The 24,689-nt window shown below is 43.7% G+C and carries 11 protein-coding genes; 8 read left to right on the forward strand and 3 right to left on the reverse strand.

Annotation, left to right across the window (positions count from 1 at the left end):
- The first annotated feature begins 8 nt into the window (after positions 1–8).
- Complete coding sequence (locus FFM77_RS03595) at positions 9–665, forward strand: putative quinol monooxygenase (RefSeq protein WP_137634381.1); 657 nt, start codon at positions 9–11, stop codon at positions 663–665.
- Between the two features lie 211 nt (positions 666–876).
- On the opposite strand, the gene FFM77_RS03600 is transcribed toward FFM77_RS03595, so the two are convergent.
- The gene (locus FFM77_RS03600; RefSeq protein WP_137634382.1) at positions 877–1,749 is read right to left on the reverse strand and encodes a LysR family transcriptional regulator; all 873 of its coding nucleotides are present in this window, start codon (positions 1,747–1,749) and stop codon (positions 877–879) included.
- Between the two features lie 115 nt (positions 1,750–1,864).
- On the opposite strand from FFM77_RS03600, the gene FFM77_RS03605 reads away from it, so the two are divergent.
- A complete protein-coding gene (locus FFM77_RS03605; protein ID WP_137634383.1) occupies positions 1,865–2,734 on the forward strand; it encodes an aldo/keto reductase in 870 nt (289 codons plus the stop codon).
- A gap of 12 nt (positions 2,735–2,746) precedes the next feature.
- A complete protein-coding gene (locus tag FFM77_RS03610; protein ID WP_137634384.1) occupies positions 2,747–3,613 on the forward strand; it encodes an aldo/keto reductase in 867 nt (288 codons plus the stop codon).
- An 87-nt stretch (positions 3,614–3,700) separates the two neighbouring features.
- On the opposite strand, the gene FFM77_RS03615 is transcribed toward FFM77_RS03610, so the two are convergent.
- A complete protein-coding gene (locus FFM77_RS03615; RefSeq protein ID WP_137634385.1) occupies positions 3,701–3,937 on the reverse strand; it encodes a hypothetical protein in 237 nt (78 codons plus the stop codon).
- A 131-nt stretch (positions 3,938–4,068) separates the two neighbouring features.
- Positions 4,069–4,650 carry a hypothetical protein gene (locus FFM77_RS03620; RefSeq protein WP_137634386.1) on the reverse strand — a complete coding sequence of 194 codons (582 nt, stop codon included), beginning with the start codon at positions 4,648–4,650 and terminating at the stop codon, positions 4,069–4,071.
- A gap of 294 nt (positions 4,651–4,944) precedes the next feature.
- Here FFM77_RS03620 and FFM77_RS03625 point away from each other — a divergent pair, with 294 nt between their 5' ends.
- The 5 genes from FFM77_RS03625 (at position 4,945) to FFM77_RS03645 (ending at position 24,586) form a co-directional block, all read left to right on the forward strand.
- Positions 4,945–5,406, forward strand: coding sequence for a hypothetical protein (locus tag FFM77_RS03625; protein WP_137634387.1), 462 nt, complete (start codon positions 4,945–4,947; stop codon positions 5,404–5,406).
- A 404-nt stretch (positions 5,407–5,810) separates the two neighbouring features.
- Positions 5,811–6,980, forward strand: a complete 1,170-nt coding sequence (locus FFM77_RS03630) for a DUF998 domain-containing protein (protein WP_137634388.1) — start codon at positions 5,811–5,813, stop codon at positions 6,978–6,980.
- Between the two features lie 555 nt (positions 6,981–7,535).
- Positions 7,536–12,140, forward strand: coding sequence for a BspA family leucine-rich repeat surface protein (locus FFM77_RS03635; protein WP_171001550.1), 4,605 nt, complete (start codon positions 7,536–7,538; stop codon positions 12,138–12,140).
- A 485-nt stretch (positions 12,141–12,625) separates the two neighbouring features.
- Positions 12,626–20,740, forward strand: a complete 8,115-nt coding sequence (locus FFM77_RS03640; RefSeq protein WP_137634390.1) for a BspA family leucine-rich repeat surface protein — start codon at positions 12,626–12,628, stop codon at positions 20,738–20,740.
- 642 nt (positions 20,741–21,382) lie between these two features.
- Entirely contained in the window at positions 21,383–24,586 is a 3,204-nt protein-coding gene (locus FFM77_RS03645) for a CapA family protein (protein ID WP_171001551.1), read from the forward strand.
- Positions 24,587–24,689: the final 103 nt, after the last annotated feature.

A 24,689-nucleotide genomic window follows, 5' to 3' on the forward strand; every position in this document is an offset into this window, starting at 1 on the left:
AGGCTAGGATGATGAGACAAGCACCATTGTTTAGATTGTTCCGGTTAAAAATCAAGCCGACAAAACGAGCGGCTTTTCTGGCAGCGGGGCAGCATAATTTACAACAATCGATTGCAACTGAAGCTGGTACTTTAGCGATGTATACTGGTCACACAGACAACGCTGGCACGGATAATGTGGTGCTAGAGGTCTATCGTGATGCGGCTAGTTACAACGTGCATGCTAATTCACCGCAGTTCAAAGCGTTCAAACAACTTGCGGCCCAAACTGTGGTGAGTCAGACGCTGACGACCTTGCGACCACAAGTATTAATGGAACAAGGGCCAGCATTAAAAGCGACTGAACAGCCGCGTGAATGTATCCGCTTGGCAGAATATACTGTAGCTACAGCTCAGCTTACCTCGTTTAGAGCGGCAGTCTTGGCAACTAACAGTCAAATTATGGCGATGAAGCAAGGCTTAGTTGCGAATTATTGGGGTCAAGTTAGTGATGACCTACAACGGTGGTTGCAGGTGACGATTTTTAAAGATTCAGCCACAGAACAACAAGTTGCGCAGGATCAACAATTTCAAAAACAGTTTGTCAGCGATTATGGTCAGCCAAAATTAACGGTCATCCACCCAGATGGTCTGGTCAATCAAGGTTTATTGGCATTTAAAGCATAAAAAATACTGACATTATTGGACTTGAGTCGTCCGATGATGTCGGTATTTTTGTGTTTGAAGTTATACTCAATAAGTATTGGTAGTTTGTTGTTACCAACTAATTGAAACTTGAAAGTATATTGGTCATTGTTAGTAACAAGAACTAGTAATATCAAGCTTTAATGATGCGGAGCTGCTACTTAATTGTTATTAAATAGCGTTAATATTGGGGCTATTTAGTGGGCCATTTGTCAATCAACGCTGTAATCAATGGCTTGACACGGGCCCGCTGAGTTTTGAGGTAAACGGCATAAATCGGCATCTGCGCGTTAGCATCACTGATTGGAACGGCCACGCGACTGTCATCAGTCATGACCCGGGTGTTGAAATCAGTCTCAAAGGTGGATAGATTGGTACTGAAGTACGGAAAGTCGGCATACTTGGTGATCTCGGCTAAGGCGTCGAATGCTTTTTGGTAGAAAAACTTAGCATCGGGAATCGCTTGTTGAATAATCTCGCGCCATGGCCCAATCTTACTCAAAACGATAAAGCTTAAGCCAGCCAGTTCTTTAAAGGTAATCTGGGATTGATTGGCTTGATACATAAATTTGTTCAAATTAACGGCGAGTTGTTCAGTCCCAATCAACTGACTTTCAATCGTTGCAGTTTCCAAGGGGGCGGCCGCTAATAGTAACGTTTCAGCGTTGTTCCTTAATTTTGTTGTCACGTCGGCTGATGCCACTAAGTCGTCATTGATGGTCAAGCTGAACTTGTCACTGACCAGTGGCAATAGATATAACGGTCCCGGAATCGTCGTGCCAACTGTAATCGTCCGTTGTGTCTGATCAAAATTCTGAATGCTGGTGACAAATTGATCTTGGTCCGCTAAGAGTTGCTGGGCTTGTTGTGCCGCGAGTTGACCAGTTGCGGTTAGACTGAGCCGATTGGGTTGGCGATCGAATAAAGTGACGCCTAAGTCAGTCTCCAGCTTTTGCATGCCACGGGTAATCGTTGGCTGGGTCACGTTTAATTTGGCGGCGGTCGCGGCTAATGTGCCAGCCTTGGCAAACGTCACGAGTTCTTCCAATAAGTAGGTCTCGAGCATGAGTTCACTTCCTAGTATGCGTTACTTGTATACTAGCATGCTTAACTAGTAATTTTCAAATCCTCGGTCTGGGTCTAAACTAATCCTATTCAGAAAAAGGTGAGGACTTATAACGATGACAAAAGTACCGACAGTAACTTTAAATAACGGTGTTGAGATGCCGCAACTTGGTTTTGGGGTCTTTCAAGTGCCAGACTTAGCCGAATGTGAAGCGGCTGTAAGTGAAGCCCTAGCAGCCGGTTATCGGTTAATCGATACGGCGACTGCGTATCAAAATGAAGCCGCAGTCGGGCGAGCCATTCAAAAGAGCGGGATTGACCGTAAAGACTTATTTATTACGTCAAAACTCTGGGTCTCGGAATTCACGTATGAACGAGCGAAGCAAGGTATCGATGATTCACTACAACGGTTAGGCTTAGATTATATGGACCTTTACTTGTTACACCAACCTTATGGTGACACGATGGGGGCTTGGCGTGCTTTGGAAGAAGCGTATCATGCGGGCAAGATTCGCGCGATTGGCATCTCGAACTTCTATGCGGATCAATTGAAAAACTTAGAATTAACGATGACGGTCCAACCGGCTTTGAATCAAATCGAAGTCAATCCGTGGTACCAACAGTCTAAAGAAGTCCAATTCAATCAGCATGAACAGGTTCGTGTGGAAGCCTGGGCGCCATTTGCAGAAGGCAAACAAGGTCTCTTTACGAATCCGACTATCGCTAAAGTTGCCCAGGCTCATGGCAAGTCCAATGGGCAAGTTATTCTGCGGTGGTTGTTACAACGTGGGATTACCGTTATTCCAAAGTCCGTTCATCGCAGTCGCATGATTGAAAATATGAACGTGTTTGACTTTGAGTTAAACGATGCTGAAATGCAGACAATGGCAAGCTTAGATCAAGGGGTAAGTCAATTCTTTGATCACCGTGATCCGGTCACGATTGAACAAATCTTTGGTTCTAGTTTAAAAAAATTACATGAATAAGCGAGGGGTTTAATGATGACAACACCAACAATTAAATTAAATGATGGCAATGAAATTCCAGCAATTGGTTTCGGTACGTTTCAAATTCCGAATGACGGATCGACGTATGCGGCAGTTAAAGAAGCGTTAGCGGTTGGGTATCGACATATTGATACCGCCGTAGCTTACTTTAACGAAGCGGAAGTCGGCCAGGCTGTCCGAGATAGTGGGATTCCGCGTGACCAAATCTGGGTAACTAGTAAATTATGGTTACAAGACTTTGGCTTTGAGGCTGCCACAAAAGCGATTGACGTTTCCTTGCAGAAGCTAGGCCTGGATTACATGGATCTCTACTTGATTCACCAACCTTATGGCGATGTGCCTGGGGCTTGGCAGGCGATGGAAGCCGCTCAAAAAGCGGGTAAGATTCGGTCAATCGGGGTCTCCAATATGACGCCTAAGATTTGGCAACAATTCATGCCAAAATTTGACACGTTGCCTGCTGTCAACCAAGTGGAATTTAATCCTTACTTCCAACAACGGGCGTTACGAGATTTGATTACTCCAGCTGGCGTTAAAGTAGAAGCCTGGGCGCCTTTGGGTCAAGGCAATCAAGCCTTATTGACTGATCCAGTCGTGACTAAGTTGGCTGCCAAGTATGGTAAAGATGTGGGTCAAGTGATCTTACGCTTTGAAAATCAAAGTGGAATTATCATCTTTCCCAAGTCGGTTCATGCCAGTCGAATTAAGAGTAATTTGAATATTTTTGACTTTGAATTGACCGCTGACGAAATGGCTGAGATGCGGGCGTTAGACCAAAATAAGGGCCAACATGATCCTGACGCTGCCGGTGTTAAAGAGATGTTACTAAATGCTTTTGATGTCCATGCTAATGATTGAAATATAACAAAAATCCGATACGACCTTTTCTAAGGAATATCGGATTTTTATTAAAATTATTGTATTTGTGATCAACCAAAATAGTGATTATTTAGCTTTTTTTAAACTGTTTTCTAATGAATTGTCTGTTAGTTTATCTAAAGTATTCTTAGTCTGTTGTAGCTCAGTCGAATTGTGTCCATTATTTAAAAGTGTTTCTGCTATATGATTTGCAAAATCAATCCAATACATAGGACTTTTTGCTAGGACTGGATCAGTCACAATAAATTTAGCCTTTTTAATTAATAATTGTTCAAAATCAGAAATTAGTTCTTTGTCACTCATTATTTAACCCCCAAAAAATTAATTTTATCTTATCGATAATATTTTTTTGAATACCTTGTTATCAAATTGAACGTGTGACCAGTTGGATTCTACTTTTGAGTTATTTCATCATGTAATGATTTAACTGGTCACTAATACCGCGGTCGGCGTGGTGATGGTTGATAACCAGCGGCCTGTGCCGCAGCTTCATCAGCAAATGGCACGGCATTGCGGGGACGATAGCCGCGATAGTTTTGGGCTGGCGTGTAATAGAGCATGGTACGTGAATCGCCCCAAACCCGTGAATCACCAACTGTGGATACTTTATTGTCAGGGACCCCTGTAGTTGTTGGGTGGGTCTGCGTGGTCCTACTGCTGGTTGCTGAAGATGTGGCAGTTACACTGGAACTGGACGCTGCCGAACTTGAACTTGCTTGGGTGATACTACTTGTAGAACTAGATTCTGAGTCACTAGTATCAGTACCTGATGATGATTCGGACTCACTGTCAGCCCTTTCATCGGCACTGCTTGAATCCTTATCTTCATTCTCGTCTTCGTCGGTACTACTCGAATCTTTATCTTCCTCATCATCTTTATCGGTTGCATGTGAAACGGCTTCAGTTGCTGAGTCATCACTTGAGTCAGTTGTGGTGTCACTCGTCTGACAACCAATCAAAAGAACACTTAGCATCACCAACATTAGTCCTAAAGACAACTGTTTAACGCTTTTCAAAATAAATTCCTCCATAAATATAAAATATTCGTGAGTTTTGCTCACTACATCTGTATAGATACGTATTTATGCGAGGTTTCCGTTTTTTATTTTTTAAAAAGTTAATCAAGCAAATCATGCCACGTTTATCAATAGGTTAAGCACGGCTGAAACAAGAGGGTATTTTAAGCGCAAGCAGAGCGATAAAAATCCTTGTAAAACTAACTCAGTAAGGGCGAACCTCTAGGGTTACTTATTGGTGTAGGACTGATAGAATAGATAAGGTAAGAATAAGTGAAATGAGGTGAAATAAGCATGCTACTATTAAATTTATTATTAGTCTATTTGGTTTTGCGTAACGTGGTGATAGAATCGCAATTAGAATTGCGCTCGAAGTATCGTTGGGGGCAAATCGTCGTTGCGGCGCTATTACTGATCTGGAGTGCTTATGGTGGCTTGACGGACTTCGCCGACTTATTATTCTGGTCCTTATTTATGATGATTAATATTATGATGGGAACAGGTGGCTTGGCTGCCAAGAACTTGGTATTACCAGGGGCCTGGTTCCGGCGAACCATTGCCTTTGACAAGATTACCGGCATTCAAATTGCGGCAATCCCCGCATTGAATCAGAAGAAACGGGTCATCGTTAAATTTGTATTGGACTCGCGCCGTGAAATTAATATGATTTTCACTGGAACCGTCACGACGGTGAAAGAAGCGTTACAAAAGCGGATCGGTCAAAAAGTAGCAATCGAAGTTTCAAAATTTCAATAAAGCTAACGAGTTAACGCTAACGACAAATCAGTCACTAGCGTTTTTTTTAATAACCATTCAGTGTTGTCAATAACGTTGTCGGTCAAACGCTTTAAATCTTTTTGAGCATCGTGGATAGTTATAGTAGTTGTTGTCATAGTGTTAGGCCTTTCTATTTGATAACTTGACTTTAGCATATCTACTAAAGACCTGGTTGATCATTTGGTTTCAGATTGTCATTCGATATGTGATGAGTGTGCTGATTTAATACAAAAATTGGCCGTTATTTGTCAGGTGTTTTTCCGTATACGATGAGAACACGCTTGTTTCAATAGGTATTACCAATAATTAATGCTGGAAATCCATTATTATCGTGTGGCTTTTGCTATAATTAATCTAATTGAGTTTAGATGGCGGAGGAACACATGGAAAAACCAGATTTTCAGTTAAAAATTCCAGCTGAGGTTGGGGAGCAACTTAAGCTGCAAGACGAAACGACGGCCAAACTAGTGGTCAAGCGGGGACGACTAGTGGTTCAGATCGAAGAGTCACGGCGTAACTTGTTGCAACGGTGGGCAATTTTGTGGCCACTGTTGTTGGCTTTAGTAGCTAGCATGAGTTATAGCGGCTATTGTATTTGGCAAAAGACCCGGTATGTGAAACTATCCGGTGATAATTCTTTAGCGACGGGCATCATTGTTTTAGGTACCGTGATGGGCACCATCCTATTTGCAGGGTTCCTGATTGGCGACCGCAAGAATCCGCATAATCATTTTGTGAAGAATATTTATTGGCGAAACTTTCCAGTCATTGTGTTGTCATTTGCGTTGATTCTGGCATTGTTTTTAATTGGAAGTATGTGGCTGTTAGGGATGCTGTTTCGTGGTGCGAGCTTTGACTACTTGACGGCTAGTATTGTCGTTTTTGTGTTTAGTTTGTTCAGTAACTTGGCGATGGTCTATTTTGCCCAAGCGATGGATGTGAACGTCTTATCGACCGTACTGACCGTGGTGATTATTAGTGGCGTGGTGATTTCAATGGCCGTTAATAATGAGCGGTATTGGTGGCAACATAATCTCAGTTTCTTAGGGACTAGTCATGCGTCTAGCGGCTGGCAATTTAATGCCACATTAATTTTTTCAGCATTACTCATGATTGCCTTGGTCGATTATCTATTCGTTAGTTTACAAGCAGCGTACCCACAATCACGGCGATTGTTTGTTTTACGGGGACTACTGACGATGACGGCGGTTGACCTAGGTCTGGTGGGTGTTTTTCCAAATAACGTCTCGTCACACTGGTTGCATGACCAGTTTGCCATGTTCCTGGTTTATCTGATTATTGGGTTAATCGTAGGGATTCGCTGGTTACTGCCGCAAGTTACGAAAGACTTTCTCTACCTATCATATGGTATCGGCGTTGCCTTAGTTGTGGCGGAAATTCTCTATCAAGGCATTGGCTACTTTTCGTTAACGGCGTTTGAAATGGTGGCGTTTGCGCTGGCATTCGGCTGGTTATTGCTCTTGCTAGATCGAATTGAAACAATCGTCGATACGGGGATTGAAAGTGAAATTATCAGAAATTTGGAACAATAGCATCGAAATATAAGTGAATAGAAGCGGTCGTTATGCTAAGGAATCGGTTAGCGTAGCGGCCTTTTTTGATGGACTCAGATAGCTCGAATAAGTTTGAAATAAATTGTGGAAAGTTGCCATAAAATAACAATAGTTAAAAATAATTAGATGGTCTTAAACTGTCCAAGTTAGTCAAGCGGGTTAAACGGTTAGCTTGCCAAGCGCCTCGATTTATTCAATTTTGAGCCATAAGTAAACATTATATGATTTTCCACAATTAGCTAAGTGAAATTGCTGAAAAGTAGTTAATCATTAAAAAAATTATAATTAAAATTAATACTTGAATAAATAGGTGGTTGACTTACTAATAAAATTAAACTCACTGTTTACTGGTATGTATTTTGACTAAACTAGCTTAAAACGCTGATATATCAACACTTTAGGCCGACTTTTGTATTGAATCTTATATGTTGAGGGGCTATACTATCAATGAATGGGAGCTATTAATGTAATTAGTCATAAATGGCATCATCGAACGGGAAACTAGTTACGGCGTATCTAAAAGGGGTCGGTATGATGAATATAAATAAACAATGTTTTTTAACTAATCAAAGTGAACACTACAAGATGTATAAAAAAGGTCGCTTCTGGTTATTTGCTGGAGTATTAGTGCTGACAGCATGGCAGGGTAATGTCACGCCAGCACAAGCGGATACTACGGAGACAGCTGAAAGCGCTGACAGTTCGGCTACGACTGCTAAAGCAGTCATCGCTGACAAAACGGTCACTTTATCAACCAAAGCTACGACTGATAGTAGCGTTAAACCGGCTGGGACAACTGGCTCTGATGACGCTAGTACCAGTGATGTTGATCGTTCAAGTGAGTCAGCCACGACGCAGCCTGATAAGGCAACGTCAGATAGTGATGTCACCACGCCTAAGGACCAAACGACCTCAACTGATAGTCATGTGAATACAACAACGACTCAGAAAAGTAAGCAGGCAACTGCTGTAACTGATGCCAGTCAAACTAGTGAAATATCTAAGTCTGATACCAGTACGGACAAATCGACAGATTCAACGGTAAAGACTAGTCCCGACGTGACACCAATTAACGATAAAAGTGATGATACTCAGAGCTCAAAACCAGCCACCACTGATTCGGATAAAGCAGCTGTTTCTGAGTCAGACCAAATTGTGACACCTAAGACTGACGAGCCCAATACGCCGGTAACGACTGGCGACCAAACGACGAATACGCCAACAGCGCAAACGGTAGTGGTTAATAATCTAGTGACTACGACCCAAGTTAATGACCTAACTACTGATTTGCCAACTAATGGTTTATCGAATGCTTTGCTTGGCACCAGTAAAAGGGTGATGCCGCTTGGGGTCACGGCTAATGACCAGCAAGTCTTGAACAAACGGGCCTTATTAATGCGTGCCGCCGCAGTTCCGGCTGATATTGCCAATGGGACATCGGGCACGTGTACGTGGAAAATCGACAATGCAGGCACCTTGCATATTAGTGCCGGCGAGCTAGCGCCAACTAAAAATACTTGGGAACAATATAGTAGCGCTATCAAATTGATTACGTTTGATGGTCCCGTTAAAGCGCCAGTGAATGCGAATGGCCTCTTTAATTATTTACCAAATTTAACGACGATTACGAATCCAGAGCAGTTGGATGTCAGCCAGACGACCTCAATGAGTAACATGTTCATGAAGGATCCTAACCTAATTAGTCTAGATCTGCATACCTGGAAGACTAGTGCCTTGACTTCAATTGGGAGTATGTTTTGGTATGATACCAACCTAGTGAGCGTCAATATGGATAATTGGGATATGAGTCATGTTACCGGCTTTGGAAGCGCATTCTACTATTGCTCAGCGCTAACGACTGTTAATGATGCCGGTTGGGATACGAGCAATGTCACTAATATGGACTCAATGTTTTATCGTGACGGTAACCTCACGACTTTGGATGTTAGTGGTTGGAAGACTGGTAATGTTACGAAGATGGAGCAGATGTTCGATGGCGTAAGCAGCCTAAAGACGATTGATGTTAGTGGTTGGGACACGAGTAAAGTCACGTCGTTTTATCTCCTATTTGGTGGCGACTGGGCGGTGACTGATTTAGCGGTTGGCAACTGGAATACGAGTAAGGTCACGACTATGAATGGTACTTTTGCTGGTTGCAAGTCATTAACAAAATTAGACATCGGTAATTGGGATACGAGCAATGTCACCGATATGGAAAGCATGCTCACTGGCTGTAGCGGCCTGACTAGCTTAGACCTGAATACTTGGGATACGAGTAAAGTCACGTCCTTCATGTTTATGTTCAACGATGATACTAATCTAGCTGACTTGAAAATCAACAATTGGGATACGCATAGTGTGACGAATATGAGCACGATGTTTGATAGTGATGATAGCCTAATTAACCTTGATCTAAGCGGTTGGAATGTGAGCCATGTAATCAAAGCAGATAATATGTTCGATGAAGTGCATAACTTAGTTAATCTAAATGTTACAGGCTGGGAGTTAGCTAGTGTGACGGATACAGGTAACATGTTTTTAGATTGCTGGAATTTGAAAACTTTAGAGTCTTCTAAGTGGAATCTAGCCAGTTTAAACGATGCTGGGGCCATGTTTATGAATGATTATGTCTTAAATGGTCTAGACTCAAGCCAGTGGCAGTTGGGTAATTTAACGAATGCCAACTCAATGTTTACCAACTGTAAACAGCTATCAACACTGGATGTGGCTAATTGGCAGACTGGCAAGTTGCAAGATACTAATAGTATGTTTATGAGTAACAAGAGTGCAACGAATCTAGATGTCAGCAAATGGGATACCAGTAGCTTACAAGACGCGACACAAATGTTTATTTACGATAATGGCCTCAAGACCGTTGCCGTTGACGATTGGAATACGAGCAATTTGGTTTCTGCACAAAACCTATTCTATAGTATGGATAATCTCGAAACGGCGAATGTTTCCAAGTGGGATACGAGTAAGCTACAAAATGCCCGGTTTATGTTTTATTGGGATACTAAATTAAAAGGTGTCGATGTCAGCAAGTGGGACACCGCTAACTTAACCGATATTGCGGGAATGTTTGCCAATAATTACAGCATGACTGACTTAGATTTAAGTAACTGGGATACTAGTAGTCTCACCGGGATGAAATGGCTGTTCTATGGCGATATCAACTTGAAGACGCTAAATCTAGCGAACTTTAATATGCGCTCCGCAGATAACTTAGCTTTAATCTTTGACACTGATACGGCACTACAAAAGCTAACCCTTGGTAAAGATGCCGTGTTACAAAATGATGCGCTTAACGTCTCCTTACCAGATGTGCCAACTAATGCGACGTATCTGGGCCGTTGGATTAATACGGAAGGGCAGACGTTCACCTCGCCAGAATTGATGGCATTGTACCCAGCTAATGGAACGAGTGTTGCGGATACTTATACGTGGTTAACGAACAAGTCCAGCTTAGCCATTAAAGATACGACCTTGATTCAAACCCCAACGAATAGCTGGCGTGCGAAGGATAACTTGATTAGTGCGACCGATAATGCCGGCCAAGCTTTGAACGTTGGTGATTTGAAGGTCACCGGGACCGTCGATACTACGACACCCGGGACTTATCAAGTGACCTACCAAAATGGAGACTTTTACAGTGGGGTTGCGACGATTACGGTGTTAGCAACTAAAGTTTCGGTCAACGCCAACGATATGACGGTCATTCAAGGTCAATCATGGCAAGCGAGTGATGACTTCAAAGCTGCCACCGATGCCACGGGTCAAGCCGTTGATTTCAGTCGAGTCACGGTTACGGGTGATCAAGCTGTTGATACAAGTAAAGTCGGCGCCACGTATGCCGTCACGTACCGTTATCAAGATGTTAACGGCAATCCGGCCAGTCAGACGGTGACGATTACGGTGATTGCGAGTCAGGTCGGCATTGACGCTAAAGATGCGATGATAACCCAAGGTCAAGCTTGGCAACCAGCTGATAGTTTCGTTAGTGCGACGGATGCGACTGGGCAACCGGTTGATTTCAAACAAGTCACGGTGCTAGGCGCGGATCAGGTTAACACGCAGGTTCCTGGGCAAGTTCAAGTAACGTATCAATATACGGACGCCTATCAAAATCTTGCAACTAAGACTATGACGTTGACCGTGCTTAAAACACAAGCGGCAGTTGACGCTAAAGATATGACGATTATTCAAAACGCAGCTTGGCAACCACGCGACAGCTTTGTGAGTGCTACTGGTGCCGATGGTCAATCAGTTGATTTTAGTCAAGTTAAGGTGAGTGGTGCGGATAAAGTTGATTTAAACAAACCTGGTCAGTATCAAGTGACGTACCAGTATACGGATAGCTATGGTAACGAGGCAACGAAGACTGTCACTCTAACCGTGATGAAAACTCAGGCGACCGTTAATGCTCAAGATATGACCGTGACGCAAAACGGGACTTGGCAACCGAGCGATAGCTTCATCAGTGCGACGGATGCGACTGGTAAGTCTGTTGACTTCAGTCAGGTTCAAGTCAGTGGTGCTGATAAAGTTGATCTAAGTAAACCTGGTCAAGCTCAAGTGACATATCGTTATACAGATGCGTATCACAATGTGGTTACTAAGCCGGTCACTTTAACTGTTAAAGCGGTGGCTACAACGCCAACCGAACCAGCTACGACTCCTGATAATGGTAGTCAGACGGTAACCGTGCCTGATACACCGACAACGAATGCTGCGGCGGATCATATTGCGGTTGCCCCAACGACACCTAATCAGCCAGTTATACCGGCTCAAACTGCTGTTAAGCCAACGCACTCAACAGCAACTAAGGGCAGTACGACCACGACCTGGCATGGGGCCAAGATTACAACTAAGTCAACTGTGACCACGTCAAAACCAGTAGTTAATGGTACCAAGCCAGTTGCCAATCAACCAGTCCAGCTGACAACCACGACAACGGTTCAAGCGGCCAAGATTAGCTTGTCGTCAACTAAATCAAAGCCAGCAGCAAAGTCTGTTGTCACCACGTCATTACCACAAACTGGTGATCGAACAGAAGCTAGTGCCACTGGATTAGGATTATTGCTATTAGGCCTGAGTTCGTTAACAGCGTTCTTTGGTCGGAAACGGCGTGAACGTTAATAGGTGAGTTTTTAAATGAGTGTCAACTCTTAGACGGGTTGACACTCATTTTTTAGACGGCAAAGATGACAGAAAATGATTAATAGCTTAATTGAGCGTGTTAACTATAAAAATCAGGGATTGATTAGAACTGAGTTGTATAACAAATTATAATGTCAATAAATATTAACGCACACTAATCCAATTAGTTCTTAAATGGTTTTGACCATGAATTAATAAAAATAATATAGTTGCTTTTTATAATGGGTCACAATAAATTGTTGTAAGACTTAATTTTGCTAACCAATTAATTACGGTTATGTATCTGAACGCATAGTATATAAACCGCTAAACGACGGGATTTGCGGCAATTTACAAATTGAATTAATCAAATTAACAGACTATACTAACCTCATAAACTAAAAATTAATATTTTAATAATTAAAAATGATCGAATAGCCCGATTATTCAGTGTTACGGACTACCCGTTTAAAGGGGATTTTAACATGCGTCACACACAACGACTCACGTCAACAACATCACCAAAAGTTCATTACAAAATGTATAAAAAGGGGCGCTTCTGGTTATTTGCTGGCATTGCCGTTTTAACTTGGCAATTGAGTAGCCCGTCTGCACAAGCCGATACTGATGAGAGCAGTAACTCGGAAGCCGATACGAGTAGCACAACTTCCGCTTCACAGTTGAGTCAATCATCGGTCGTTTTGAGTTCGAGCAGTTCAAGTAGTAGTAGTCAACAGAGCTCAACTAGTAGCTCGTCTTCAAGTTCGAACAGCTCAAGTAGCCAAGACTCCTCAACGAGTGATGGGACTAATGATGGGAATGCGACGGCTACGACGAAAGCGACCCAAACGAGTAGTCGCTCACAAACTACTGAAAATAATGATTCTGACGGTCAAACTGCGCAAAAAGTAGGCAGTTCAACGACGAGTTCATCAAGCACCTTATCCAGTACTTCGTCTAGTAGTAGTGCTTCAAGTGAGTCGAGCAATAGCATATCTGAGACAAGTAGCTCGGATACTTCGAATACGCTGACTAATGCTGGCCAACAATCAACTGATAATTCTAAGACACCAACTGATCAAAGTGCGGGTACAACCGATATCAACCAGTTAACCAACGTTCAATCAATAACCGATGATTTGACTGCAGATTCAAGTAATCAGTTATTGGGCGCCAATCTAATGATGTCACGCCTGGCGATGCCGGTTGCAGCTAATTTAACTTTAGGTGGGACGTTAACCGATCGAGCCAGTTTGTTGCGGAGTGCCGCAGCTACCGCAGCCACAACCGTTGCCAGTGGCGCTTTTAAAGCTGGCGCAACTTGGGTTTTAGACAGTGATGGCGTCTTGACGATTACTGGTAATGGTGGCGGCTTAGATGACACAGTCTTTAATGCTGGAACTGGTAACTCGGCTAGTCCTTGGGCGGCATATGCCACCCAAATTAAGTCGGTAGTTTTTGATGGCCCGGTTAAAGCTGCGGCTAATTCAAGTGACTTATTTACTAACATGACCAATTTAACGACTGTTGAAAACGCCAATAACTTTGATACTAGTACGGCAACGAGTCTATTCCAAATGTTTCGTGGTGATACGGCCTTAACAAGTATTAATGTCAGCAATTGGGACACGAGCAAGGTGACCAATATGGCGGATATGTTTAATGATACGGCTGCGTTAACAACTTTGGATGTGTCTGGTTGGCAGACCGGCAATGTGACTAATATCGCTAATATGTTTTGGGGCGATGCAGCCTTAACGACCTTGGATGTTTCTAAATGGGATACCAGCAAAGTGACTGATATGGCCTATGCCTTTTACAACAATAAGGCCTTAGCGACCTTGGATGTCTCCAATTGGCAGACTGGCCAAATGACGGATATGGCTTATGCGTTTACTAACGATAGTAGTTTAACCACTTTAGATGTCTCTGGCTGGGATACTGCTAATGTGACCAATATGAATCGCTTGTTTAATGGTGATAGTGGCTTAACGACGATTGATGTCTCGAACTGGAATACCGGTAAAGTCGGGACAGCACCTATTGATACTTCGATAGCATTAAGTTTGCCCGGAATGGCTTACATGTTCGCTGGTGATAAGGCCTTGACGTCTTTAGGGACACTTGGCACGACCAACTGGGATACAAGTCATGTACAGGATATGCAGTGGATGTTTGAAGGCGATGGTAATCTAGGGACAGTTGAGGTGTCCAATTGGAATACCGGTAATGTCACTAATATGGCTTATATGTTTGGTATGGCGGGGATATCTAATAAAGTCTTAACCTCACTAGATGTCTCAAAGTGGAACACGAGTAAAGTGACTCAGATGCAGTCGATGTTTAATAGCGATTCAGCGCTAGCAACGCTAGACGTATCCGGTTGGGATACAAGTAAAGTCACCAACATGAACTCGATGTTTAGTAATGACAGTGCGCTAACTGCATTGGATGTCTCTGGCTGGAATACGGGTTCGGTTAAAGATCTGTCAGCGACCTTTTCTGGTGTATCTAAGGTCAAGGTTCTAGATGTTTCTAATTGGAACACGGCTAACGTGACGACACTAGGTAACACTTTTTATAACGACTCAGGCATTTCAAAATTAGATGTTTCTAAATGGAATACAAGTCAGGTAACTAGTATGTCCGAAACATTTGGGGGTGTTACCGGGGTCGCAACATTTGATGTTAAAAATTGGGATACAAGTAATGTCACGACGATGCATTATATGTTTTATCGGACTAGCAAAAATGTTAATGGTGTTGCCACTGGATTAGAGACCCTCGATCTATCATCGTGGAATACGAAAAAAGTTACGGATATGACGTACATGTTTACTTATGATGCGGCGTTAACGAATGCTAATCTGACCGGCTTAGTTGATGGTTCTGCAGTGACATTAAATCATATGTTTGATAGTGCCGCTGTTGTTAATGTGACTGGCTTAGATACCTGGGATACAAGTAAAGCCACGTCAATGGCTTACATGTTTGCTTCAGCAACAACTGGTACGACCCTAGACCTATCTAAATGGCAAACTGCGGCAGTTACTGATATGACTGGTATGTTTGCCAATAATCAAAACAAGACGCTTGAAAATTTAGATCTCTCTAACTTTACAATGAGCGATTCAACAAAAATTAGTAATATGTTAGCCAGTTTAGCTAGCTTGAAAACGATTAGTTTAGGTAAAAATACCTTGTTAAGCAACTCAACGGGTAATGCTGGCTTACGTGAACTAGTTCCAACCGAAGCTTATACGGATCGTTGGGTCAACAATGAAAAAGCGCTAAATACCACGGATAGTTTAACGACTTTATATAGTAGTCCCGCTACCGCCGTTGCGGATACGTATACGATTCAGACGAACCAGACGAAGTTGGTCCCAGCAGATGCGATTACGATTACAGTCAATCCTGCTTTGACCGGGACGGCCGCGACTTGGCAAGCTAGTCAAGGGTTAACCACTGCAATTGATTATTATGGTGATCCGCTCGATCCAGCAACGCTAGCGACCGTCACGAAAGATGGAAATGCGTACACTGGGACGACGATTGATTTGACGACTAATGCCGCTGCTGGTGTTTATCAAATCTTGTATAGTTATACGGACCCGTCATTGACTCGGGGAGCAACAACAATGGTTGGGACGACCGTTACCGTGTTAGCTAATCAAGCTAGCTTTAAAGTCAACCCAACGGCGACCGTCATTGCCGGTGATCCTGCTTGGACACCAGCCAATGACTTTGTCAGTGCTACGGATGTTGATGGCACGTCTTTAAAATATACTGATTTAACTAACTTAACTGTGACCTATACGAACGCTGACAATCAAGCTGTGACCGAAGCAGCTGTTTTAAGCAATCCAGGCGCTTATACAGTGACTTACGCCTTTGACGATTCGCAAGGCAATCCACAAACGGCGACGACGGCGTTAACCGTGGCGGCTAATCAAGCTGGCTTAACCGCAACGGATACGGCGCTATATACAACCGATACTTGGCGGCCAGATGCTGGATTAGTGGCCACTGAACCCGATGGTACCAAGGTTAATACGACTAATGGGGTCACGTATACGATCACTGATCAAACCACTGGGACGGCCGTAACGAGTCTTGATACGACTAAACCAGGGACTTATACCGTGGATTATCAGTTTACAGATACTCAAGGGAAGACTTGGTCTAAAGCCGTAACGGTAACGGTCAAGGATGGCACAGCCGCGGTCGATACTGGTGACGACCAGACCCTCTATACTGGGAATCAGTATGTACCAAGTCCAGTGAGCGCAGTTAACGCTGACGGGTCTGAGGTCAAGACTGGATTAACGACTACGATTAAGGATGCCGCGACCGGTCAGCCGGTCTCAGCGATTGAGACGACTAAGGCCGGGACTTATATTGTGACGACTAGTTTTGTTGATCAAAATGGTCAAACGCAAAGTGGCGCCTCAAAAGTGACCATCGTGGATAATAGCGGTGCGGCGACACCAGGGATTGATCAAAAACTATACACTGGCGATGCGTATGTCCCAAGTTCAGCTTCAGCGAAATATGCGGATGGCTTGGCAGTGGCAGCTAAAGATATCACCACCACGATTACCGATACGACAACTAATACGCCTGTGGCTGCAATTGATACGAATAAAGCTGGTAACTATACGATTACCACTAGCTTTACGGATAAGAGTGGCGCAGTACAAAGTGGGACATCTACGGTCACCATCGTGGACAGTCGCGGTGCCATTCAACCAGGCACCGACCAGACGCTTTACACCGGCAATGACTATACGCCAAGCGAGGTTGTTGCGAAATATGCTGATGGGTCATCCGTAGCGCCAGGTGATTTAACCACGACGATTAAGAATGCGGCTAATGAACCAGTGTCGTCGATTGATACAGCCCAAGCTGGAACGTACACTGTAACGACTAGTTTTACGGATCAAAGCGGCAAGGTACAAAGTGGGACGTCAACCGTTACCATTGTAGATAATAGCGATGTTGTTAAATCAGGGCCTGATCAAACGCTTTATACCGGTAATGATTACACTCAAAATAAAGTTTCAGCAACATATGCCAATGGAGACACCGTTGCACCGGCTGACTTAACAACCACGATTATCGATGCCACTACAGGTAATGAAGTAGCAGCTATTGATACCGGCAAAGCTGGTGTTTACAAAGTTATCACTAGCTTCACTGATCAAAATGGGAAAACTCAAAGTGGCACGTCTAAGGTAACCATTGTAGATAATAGTGGTGCCGTTCAACCAGGTGCTAACCAGACGCTTTACACTGGTAATACCTACACACCAAGTGCAGTTGTTGCGAAATATGCCGATGGGTCTACCGTAGCATCAGATAAGGTAACTACGACGATCAAAAATGCGGCGAATGAAACCGTGTCGTCGATTGATACGACCCAAGCTGGAACATATACTGTGACGACTAGTTTTACGGATCAAAGCGGCAAGGTACAAAGTGGAACATCGACTGTCACCATTGTTAACAATACTAGTGCGGTTCAAACCGGTGCTAATCAGACCCTTTATACTGGTGATGACTATACCCCAAGTGCCATTTTAGCAAAATATGCCGATGGAACTACGGTTGCAACTAATCAGTTAACCACCACGATTGTCGATGCGACAACTGGTGATTCAGTGGCTGCGATTGACACGAAGAAAGCTGGCAACTATATCGTTACAACCAGTTTCACTGACCAAAATGGCAAAACGCAAAGTGGATCGTCAACCGTCACCATCGTAGATAATAGTGGTGCTGTTAAACCAGGGACTAATCAAACGCTTTATACGGGCAACACTTATACCCCAAGTACAGTTGTCGTAACGTATGCCGATGGGTCTACCGTAGCGTCAGATAAGTTGACCACGACGATTAAGAATGCCGCTAATGAACCAGTATCAGCGATTGATATGACCCGAGCTGGGACGTACACTGTAACGACTAGTTTTACGGATCAAAACGGCAAGGTACAAAGTGGGACGTCAACCGTCACCATCGTAGATAATAGTGACGCCGTTCAACCAGGGACTGATCAAACGCTTTACACGGGCAACACTTATACCCCGAGTGCAGTGACCGCGACCTATGCGGATGGTAGTTCAGTTGCGGCTGACAAGTTAACAACCACGATTACCGATAATGCTACGAAGCAGATGGTCTCAACCATCGATACAACTAAGCCTGGGTCTTATACCGTTATGACCCAATTTACTGATCAAAATGGGCAAATTCAAAGTGGCACTTCACAAGTGACCATCGTGACTAACACAAGTGCGGTCGATGCTGGGACTGGTCAAACCTTGTATCAAGGGGATACCTATACGGCTAATACCGTCTCTGCAACGTATGCCGATGGTCACAAGGTTCCAGCTAATGAGTTAACCACGACCATAACGAAAGATGGACAATCAGTCGCAGCAGTTACGCCTGATCAAGCTGGGACGTATACGATCACCACAAGTTTTACCGACAGAAATGGCAAGGTTCAAACGGGCCAGTCAACAGTCACCATCAAACCAACCGCCGGAGCAATTACGGCAGGTGCGGACCAAACGCTATATGTTGGTGATACGTACCAAGCAAGTGCGGTAACCGCAATCAATGCGGATGGCACACCAGCGGATGCTAGTGTGGTGACAACGACTTATACTCGTGATGGTCAACCGGTGACTGGTGTTGATTCTAGTGTCAGTGGTCAGTATGTGATCACTTCGACCTTTAATGATGGTCATGGCCAAAACTTGACGACAAGTTCGACGGTTACAGTCAAAGCGTTGACTGGGACGATACAAGCTAACGATGCGACCTTGTACGTGGGCGATACAACTTGGGAACCAAGTCATAGCTTAGTCAGTGCCACTGATTCGGCAGATATGGATGTCACCGCTCAAGTCGTCACAACGATTAAGACGGCGGCTGGGACAATTGTGTCAGCGCTTGATACATCGACGCCAGGCACGTATCAAGTGACGTACAGTTTTAAAGATGTGAACGGGCAAACGAAGTCGAAAACGATTGCAGTAACTATCGTTGCAGCCAGTGATGCGATCCGCTTGGCTGATAAGACTAGTTTCGTTGTCGGCGATACTTGGACGCCAATAACTAACTTAACGGCGGCAACCGATATTGATGGCAGCGATGCTACCGCTAAAGTGACTTATCAGGTCACCCAAAACGGGCAAGTGGTTAGTGATGTCGACATGCAACAAGCTGGGACTTACGAGGTCACTTATCAATTTACGAACCAACAAGGTCAGGTGACTAGACAGACGCAGACCGTGACCGTTAATGCTAGTCAGGCAGCCATTACCTTAACTGGTCAAACGGCCATTCCAGCTGGTTCAACTTGGACGCCTGCTGAAAATTTGGCTAAAGTGACGAATACAGATGGTAGCTCGGTTGATGCCAGTCAAGTGACAGTCAACATTACTAAGGACGGTCAACCCGTGACGAGTGTTGATACAAGTAAAGTTGGTACTTACGTTGTGACGTATAGCTTTACCAATCAGCAAGGTCAGTTAACAACGCAAAGTCAAACAGTGACAGTGGCCGCTAATCAAGCAGTAATTAGCTTAACGCCAAGGACGACGATTGTTGCCGGCTCAACTTGGACACCAACTGCCAATCTGGCAAGGGTGACCGACGTTGATGGGACACCAGTTGCAGCTGATCAGGTCGCTATTAAGGTGACTAAAGCTGGTCAACCCGTCAGTGGTGTTGATACGAAACAAGCTGGGACTTATGTTGTCACGTATCAGTTCACGAATCAATTAGGGGTTGTGACGACGGCTAGTCAAACAATTACCGTTGTGGCTAATCAAGCTGTATTGACCGTAATGCCAACTGTGGCTGTCACAGCTGGCACGACTTGGCAACCAGTTAGTGCGATCTTAAGTGCAGTGAATACGGATGGCAGTACGATTAACCCTAATAGCTTGATGGTCACGGTCACTAAGAATGGTCAGCCAGTCGCTACCACGGCAACGATGACTGCCGGGACTTATGTGGTGACGTATAGCTTTGTTGATGCTACTGGTCAAACGCAACGGGCCCAAACAACCGTGACCGTTACGGCGACTGCGCCAACTGGTCAGACTGATGTGCCAACAACAACGAAACCAGTGACAAAACCAGCGACTAATGGCACTGCCACTGCAGTGATTAAGCCGACCAAGCCAACTAGTACTAAGCCTAAAGTGAGTGTGGTGCCGGTCGTTAAAGCGGATACCAATGCTACTTGGGTTGGTAATACGTTGCGATTAGCACCACAGCCACGGCCAACTGATCAGCCAGCTAAACTAGTTAAGCCAATTGATACAGGCACCACAGTTAGTGATACTAAGGCAACCACTGAAACTACTCAAAACGCGGCTATTACAGTTGTCCCTGTTAAATCAGCGATTAAGACAGTTAAGTCGTCGACTACCGCACAGGATTCGGCCAAAGCTGGTGCTAAGACGTTACCGCAAACTGATGAAACCTCGGCGACAACGCCGACACTAGCCGGGAGTTTGTTGCTAGCTTTCAGTAGTTTGTTAGGGGTTCTAGGCCTTGCAGAACGGAAAAGACGTTAATAAAGTTTCATGAGACTAAAAAAAGATCTCACCAATTGGATTTGGTGGGATTTTTTTAGTGCCAAAAAGAATAACTATCAGACTAATAGATATTTAGCAATTGTTGATGTATGCGGATAACGCGTGCAAAAGCTTCGATGTCTAGAAGCGTGCCAGTACTTTCGATATGGCGACCAATAATACTAAATGTATGGCATTGTAGCGGATTAACGAAACCGTTGATTTTGGGATTGTTATTAATTGGAATGAACATTGTTTTTAAGTGATTATGTGTCGCATGTGTGATTGGTGACACTGTTACTTGTCCAGTAATTCAGAAAATCCAGCTGTACTGAGAACGACGGCGGGGTGGCGGTCACACTGTGAGGGCTAGGAATCTACCCAAACAATCTCTCATTGAACTGGTTTAAGGGCATGGACGGCTTTAGAATTCATTGTCTAATAACACAGTATTTTAAGTAATGAGTTAAGCAAAAAAGTTTACTTATTCAAGCACAAATAACCGCTTTCCGGGGCTAATAATTAACGATTGCAATCAGTTTAAAAATGACGCTACTGCCATTATAATTGCAGTATATAAATAGGATTAGCCATGCTAACTGGGTGACCAGCTTGGTAGAAAAAATGGGGGCGTTTGGAACAATGACCAATCAGAATAAATACTTAAGTATGCACGAGATTGCGGATGTTTTAGATGGAAAATGGGTTGTAGCACCAGCCGATGATCAGGAGCTGATTGAACACTACGCGGTTTATTCAGGCGAATTAGTGCACGAGGACCATGCTAATTTGTGGTTTGCGATGGACTTGCCAACTTGGCAACGGGGCACCGGTAATCACGGTATTTACGCCCGAACCTTTGCAGACTCGCATCCTAAGATAAAGCAACTACAGCGGTTTCTAAAAATGGCGATTGTGCAACATCCCGTCGATGCGCAGGTCCCACAACTACAAGTTGAAGATCCGTATGCCGCGATGGTCACTTTATTTAAGTTAATTAATGCCGATAATCCCAGTCATAATATTGGGATTACAGGCACAGTTGGTAAAAGTACCATGAAAGAATTAGTGGCGTCATTGTTAGCGCTTAATACGACTGTCAATAAGACACCGCTAAATCATAATTCACGGACATCATCACGGATTTCAGTCTTGAATAATCATCATGCGGATTATAACGTGTTAGAAATTGCCTTAGCCTCACTGTGGTATGGCAAAAAGAAAGTAGGCATCGTTGAAGATATCAAGCTGGACTTAGCGATTTTAACGCAAGTTGGGGTTGGACAAAGAGGTATTGATGAACATCAAATGGCTGATTTTAAGACGCGAATTGCTTATGGACTGAAACCAGGCAAACCATTTTTAGTTAATGGTGATATTGCAAATATTGATGATGTTTTAAAAGGTGCGGATCGATATACACAAAATGTGGTGACGTATGGATTCAGTTCAACCTGTGATTTTGTTGGTCAAGTGACAACGGCAGGGGTTTTGATTGTACGCCATCAGGGTCATTTAGTCGCATCGATGTCCGTTAATGGCTTTGATCGAGGCTTAATTAGTAATGTCATTGGTGCTTTAGCGACCTATCAACTATTAGTCGGCGATTTAGATGCCAAGTCGTTAGCGGCTTTTGACAGTATCTGTCGGGTTAAGGCCGCCAAGAATACTAAAACAATGACGATTAACCAGCATCAGGTGACGATTGTGGATGATACGCATAATGCTGAATTACTGTCGATGCAAAACTTTATTAACTATGCACAAGCATACCGCGCACCAGCAACAACTAAAAAAATTTTTATTGTCGGGCGAATTATCAATTTAGAAAAGCAGGCACAGCGAGTCTATCAACAGTTAGTGACGACTTTTAATCACAGTCAGTTTGAGACTGTTTACACATTTGGCCCTGAAATTGATCAGATTGCCGCTGACTTTGAATCGCAGTTATACGGTGGGCATTTTACGTCAGTTGACGCTTTAATTAAGACATTAACCCAACAGGTAACCAGTGATACGCTTATCTTCATTAAAGGATCGAGTCGGAATTCTAATATTAATCGTATTAGTCGCCAATTACTCACTAAGGCGGACTACTTTGTAACACGGGCAGATGAGCTTGCTATTTCGGATATTTGTCCGCGGTCAACGGCCTACACGTGCAATGGTGTTGGTCGCCTATTAGTAATTTTGGAATGCTTAGAACGGCTAACTTACAGTAAGATCAGAGTAACTGATCTTGTCAAAATCACTCAAGATTTGGCCAGCGATCGTAGTGTTAATAAAGTTGGACTGAAGGTTGGCGATACACATACGCTGTTGGAGCTACTGAGTGTTGCCATTGTTGCCCCTGCGCCTGATGTCATCATTAATCTAGCCGAGTCGATTTTTGGCGGTAATCAAGCGGCAGTTCAAGGGTTGCGAAAAAAGGCTGCTCAATTAGGCTTATCAAAGCAGGCGTTAGTAAATATTACTGGTCGCCCAACCCGTTCAGCACAGCGGACTTATTTAAGTGATTTGGAAAAGATTGGTGCGGCCTATATCAAGTTGCCGAATGAATTCTTTAGTTTGCTAAGTTTACAGCGAGCAAATTTAACCAATCAACGGTTAGGCTATCAGAAACGTTCGCAGTTATTAAAGACTGGGAAAGCGTATGGGTCAGTGTTCTTCGGTCCTAAAGAAACCAATGGCTTAATTTTCTTTAACGATCAATATGGCAAGCGTTTCAGTGCTTTTATTAATGCGCCACATGTCAGCTACATTGATACTAAGATGGAACAGCTAGTTGATGGTGGTTTGGCAGCAACGGCGGTAATCGCTCCTAAAACAACGGTTAACTTGAAGCAACCGATTATTAATCTACTCAGTGATACGTATTTTGGTGAGATGTATACCCGGGCACGTAAACGAAATAAAATCGATGATGCGTTACAAAAGTATGGTTACGGGTACTCTTTTGAAAAGTTAGGCCGGTTCTTTGATGATTCAGCCTATAATATCTGCAACTTTGAAGCGGTCTTTGCGGAAAATCCACATACCTTGACGGGAATCAAACCGTTCATCTTGGATGCCAAAACTGAACCGACCTTGAAAGAACTAACGACCCGTCATTTTAATTTAGCTATGTTAGGTAATAATCATGCCAAAGATGCGGGAGCGACAGCTTTAACGGAAACCATTCAAGCGTTCCATCAGGCTGGCATTGAGACAATTGGGGCTGGACGTGATCAGACGGATAGTCGACACTTTGTTGAATTTAACTATCAAGGTCAAAAAATCGCGCTATTCAATGGTTATTGGTATCGTAATTCCGCTTACAATTTATTTGATTTTTATGCGAAGTCGGCTAGTGCCGGGGTTAATTGTTTAGATACCTTGGTATGGGAAGATGTTCAAGCTTATCGGCAGCAAAATCCAACCGCTAAAATTATTGTGAGCGCCCATTGGGGAAATGATTTTCATGAAGCAATTATGCCGGTCCAACAGGCTACCGCTGAAAAATTGGTGACGGCTGGGGCTGACTTAATCATTGGTCAGGGTCCGCATATCTTGCAGCCAATCAAATATGTTGGTCATGCACCAGTTATTTATAGTATCGGTAATGGGGTTTTCAATAATAATGGTGAGTTCGTCAAACGTGGTTGTCCAGCATATGGGGCGACAGTGCGTTTAGATTTAAATCAACATCGCTTATATTTATGTCCGTTTTATGCTAATAATCGTGAGACATTCTGGCAGCCGGATTTCGTGAATGATACTGATTTTACTGAAGCAGCGGGAATCTTTGGAGCGGATTACGCGACAACTAAGCTGGATGGGTTGAATGCTGTGGTTATACCGTTTTAGGCGTAGTCCACATAGTATTGATGACGCAGGTGCATGTCAATGGTGAGCTTGTCTTATGATTGTCAGATAGAGGCTAGCTTAAATATAATCAATAAAGTGGGGG

It is taken from the genome of Lactiplantibacillus songbeiensis (assembly GCF_005405125.1).
Classification (GTDB): Bacteria; Bacillota; Bacilli; order Lactobacillales; family Lactobacillaceae; genus Lactiplantibacillus; species Lactiplantibacillus songbeiensis.

What these genes read in the sequence shown, in the direction of transcription:
- FFM77_RS03595 (WP_137634381.1), top strand. Translation starts at nt 9, where the DNA reads ATGATGAGACAAGCACCATTGTTTAGATTGTTCCGGTTAAAAATCAAG.
- FFM77_RS03600 (WP_137634382.1), bottom strand. Translation starts at nt 1,749, where the DNA reads ATGCTCGAGACCTACTTATTGGAAGAACTCGTGACGTTTGCCAAGGCT.
- FFM77_RS03605 (WP_137634383.1), top strand. Translation starts at nt 1,865, where the DNA reads ATGACAAAAGTACCGACAGTAACTTTAAATAACGGTGTTGAGATGCCG.
- FFM77_RS03610 (WP_137634384.1), top strand. Translation starts at nt 2,747, where the DNA reads ATGATGACAACACCAACAATTAAATTAAATGATGGCAATGAAATTCCA.
- FFM77_RS03615 (WP_137634385.1), bottom strand. Translation starts at nt 3,937, where the DNA reads ATGAGTGACAAAGAACTAATTTCTGATTTTGAACAATTATTAATTAAA.
- FFM77_RS03625 (WP_137634387.1), top strand. Translation starts at nt 4,945, where the DNA reads ATGCTACTATTAAATTTATTATTAGTCTATTTGGTTTTGCGTAACGTG.
- FFM77_RS03630 (WP_137634388.1), top strand. Translation starts at nt 5,811, where the DNA reads ATGGAAAAACCAGATTTTCAGTTAAAAATTCCAGCTGAGGTTGGGGAG.
- FFM77_RS03635 (WP_171001550.1), top strand. Translation starts at nt 7,536, where the DNA reads ATGAATATAAATAAACAATGTTTTTTAACTAATCAAAGTGAACACTAC.
- FFM77_RS03640 (WP_137634390.1), top strand. Translation starts at nt 12,626, where the DNA reads ATGCGTCACACACAACGACTCACGTCAACAACATCACCAAAAGTTCAT.
- FFM77_RS03645 (WP_171001551.1), top strand. Translation starts at nt 21,383, where the DNA reads ATGACCAATCAGAATAAATACTTAAGTATGCACGAGATTGCGGATGTT.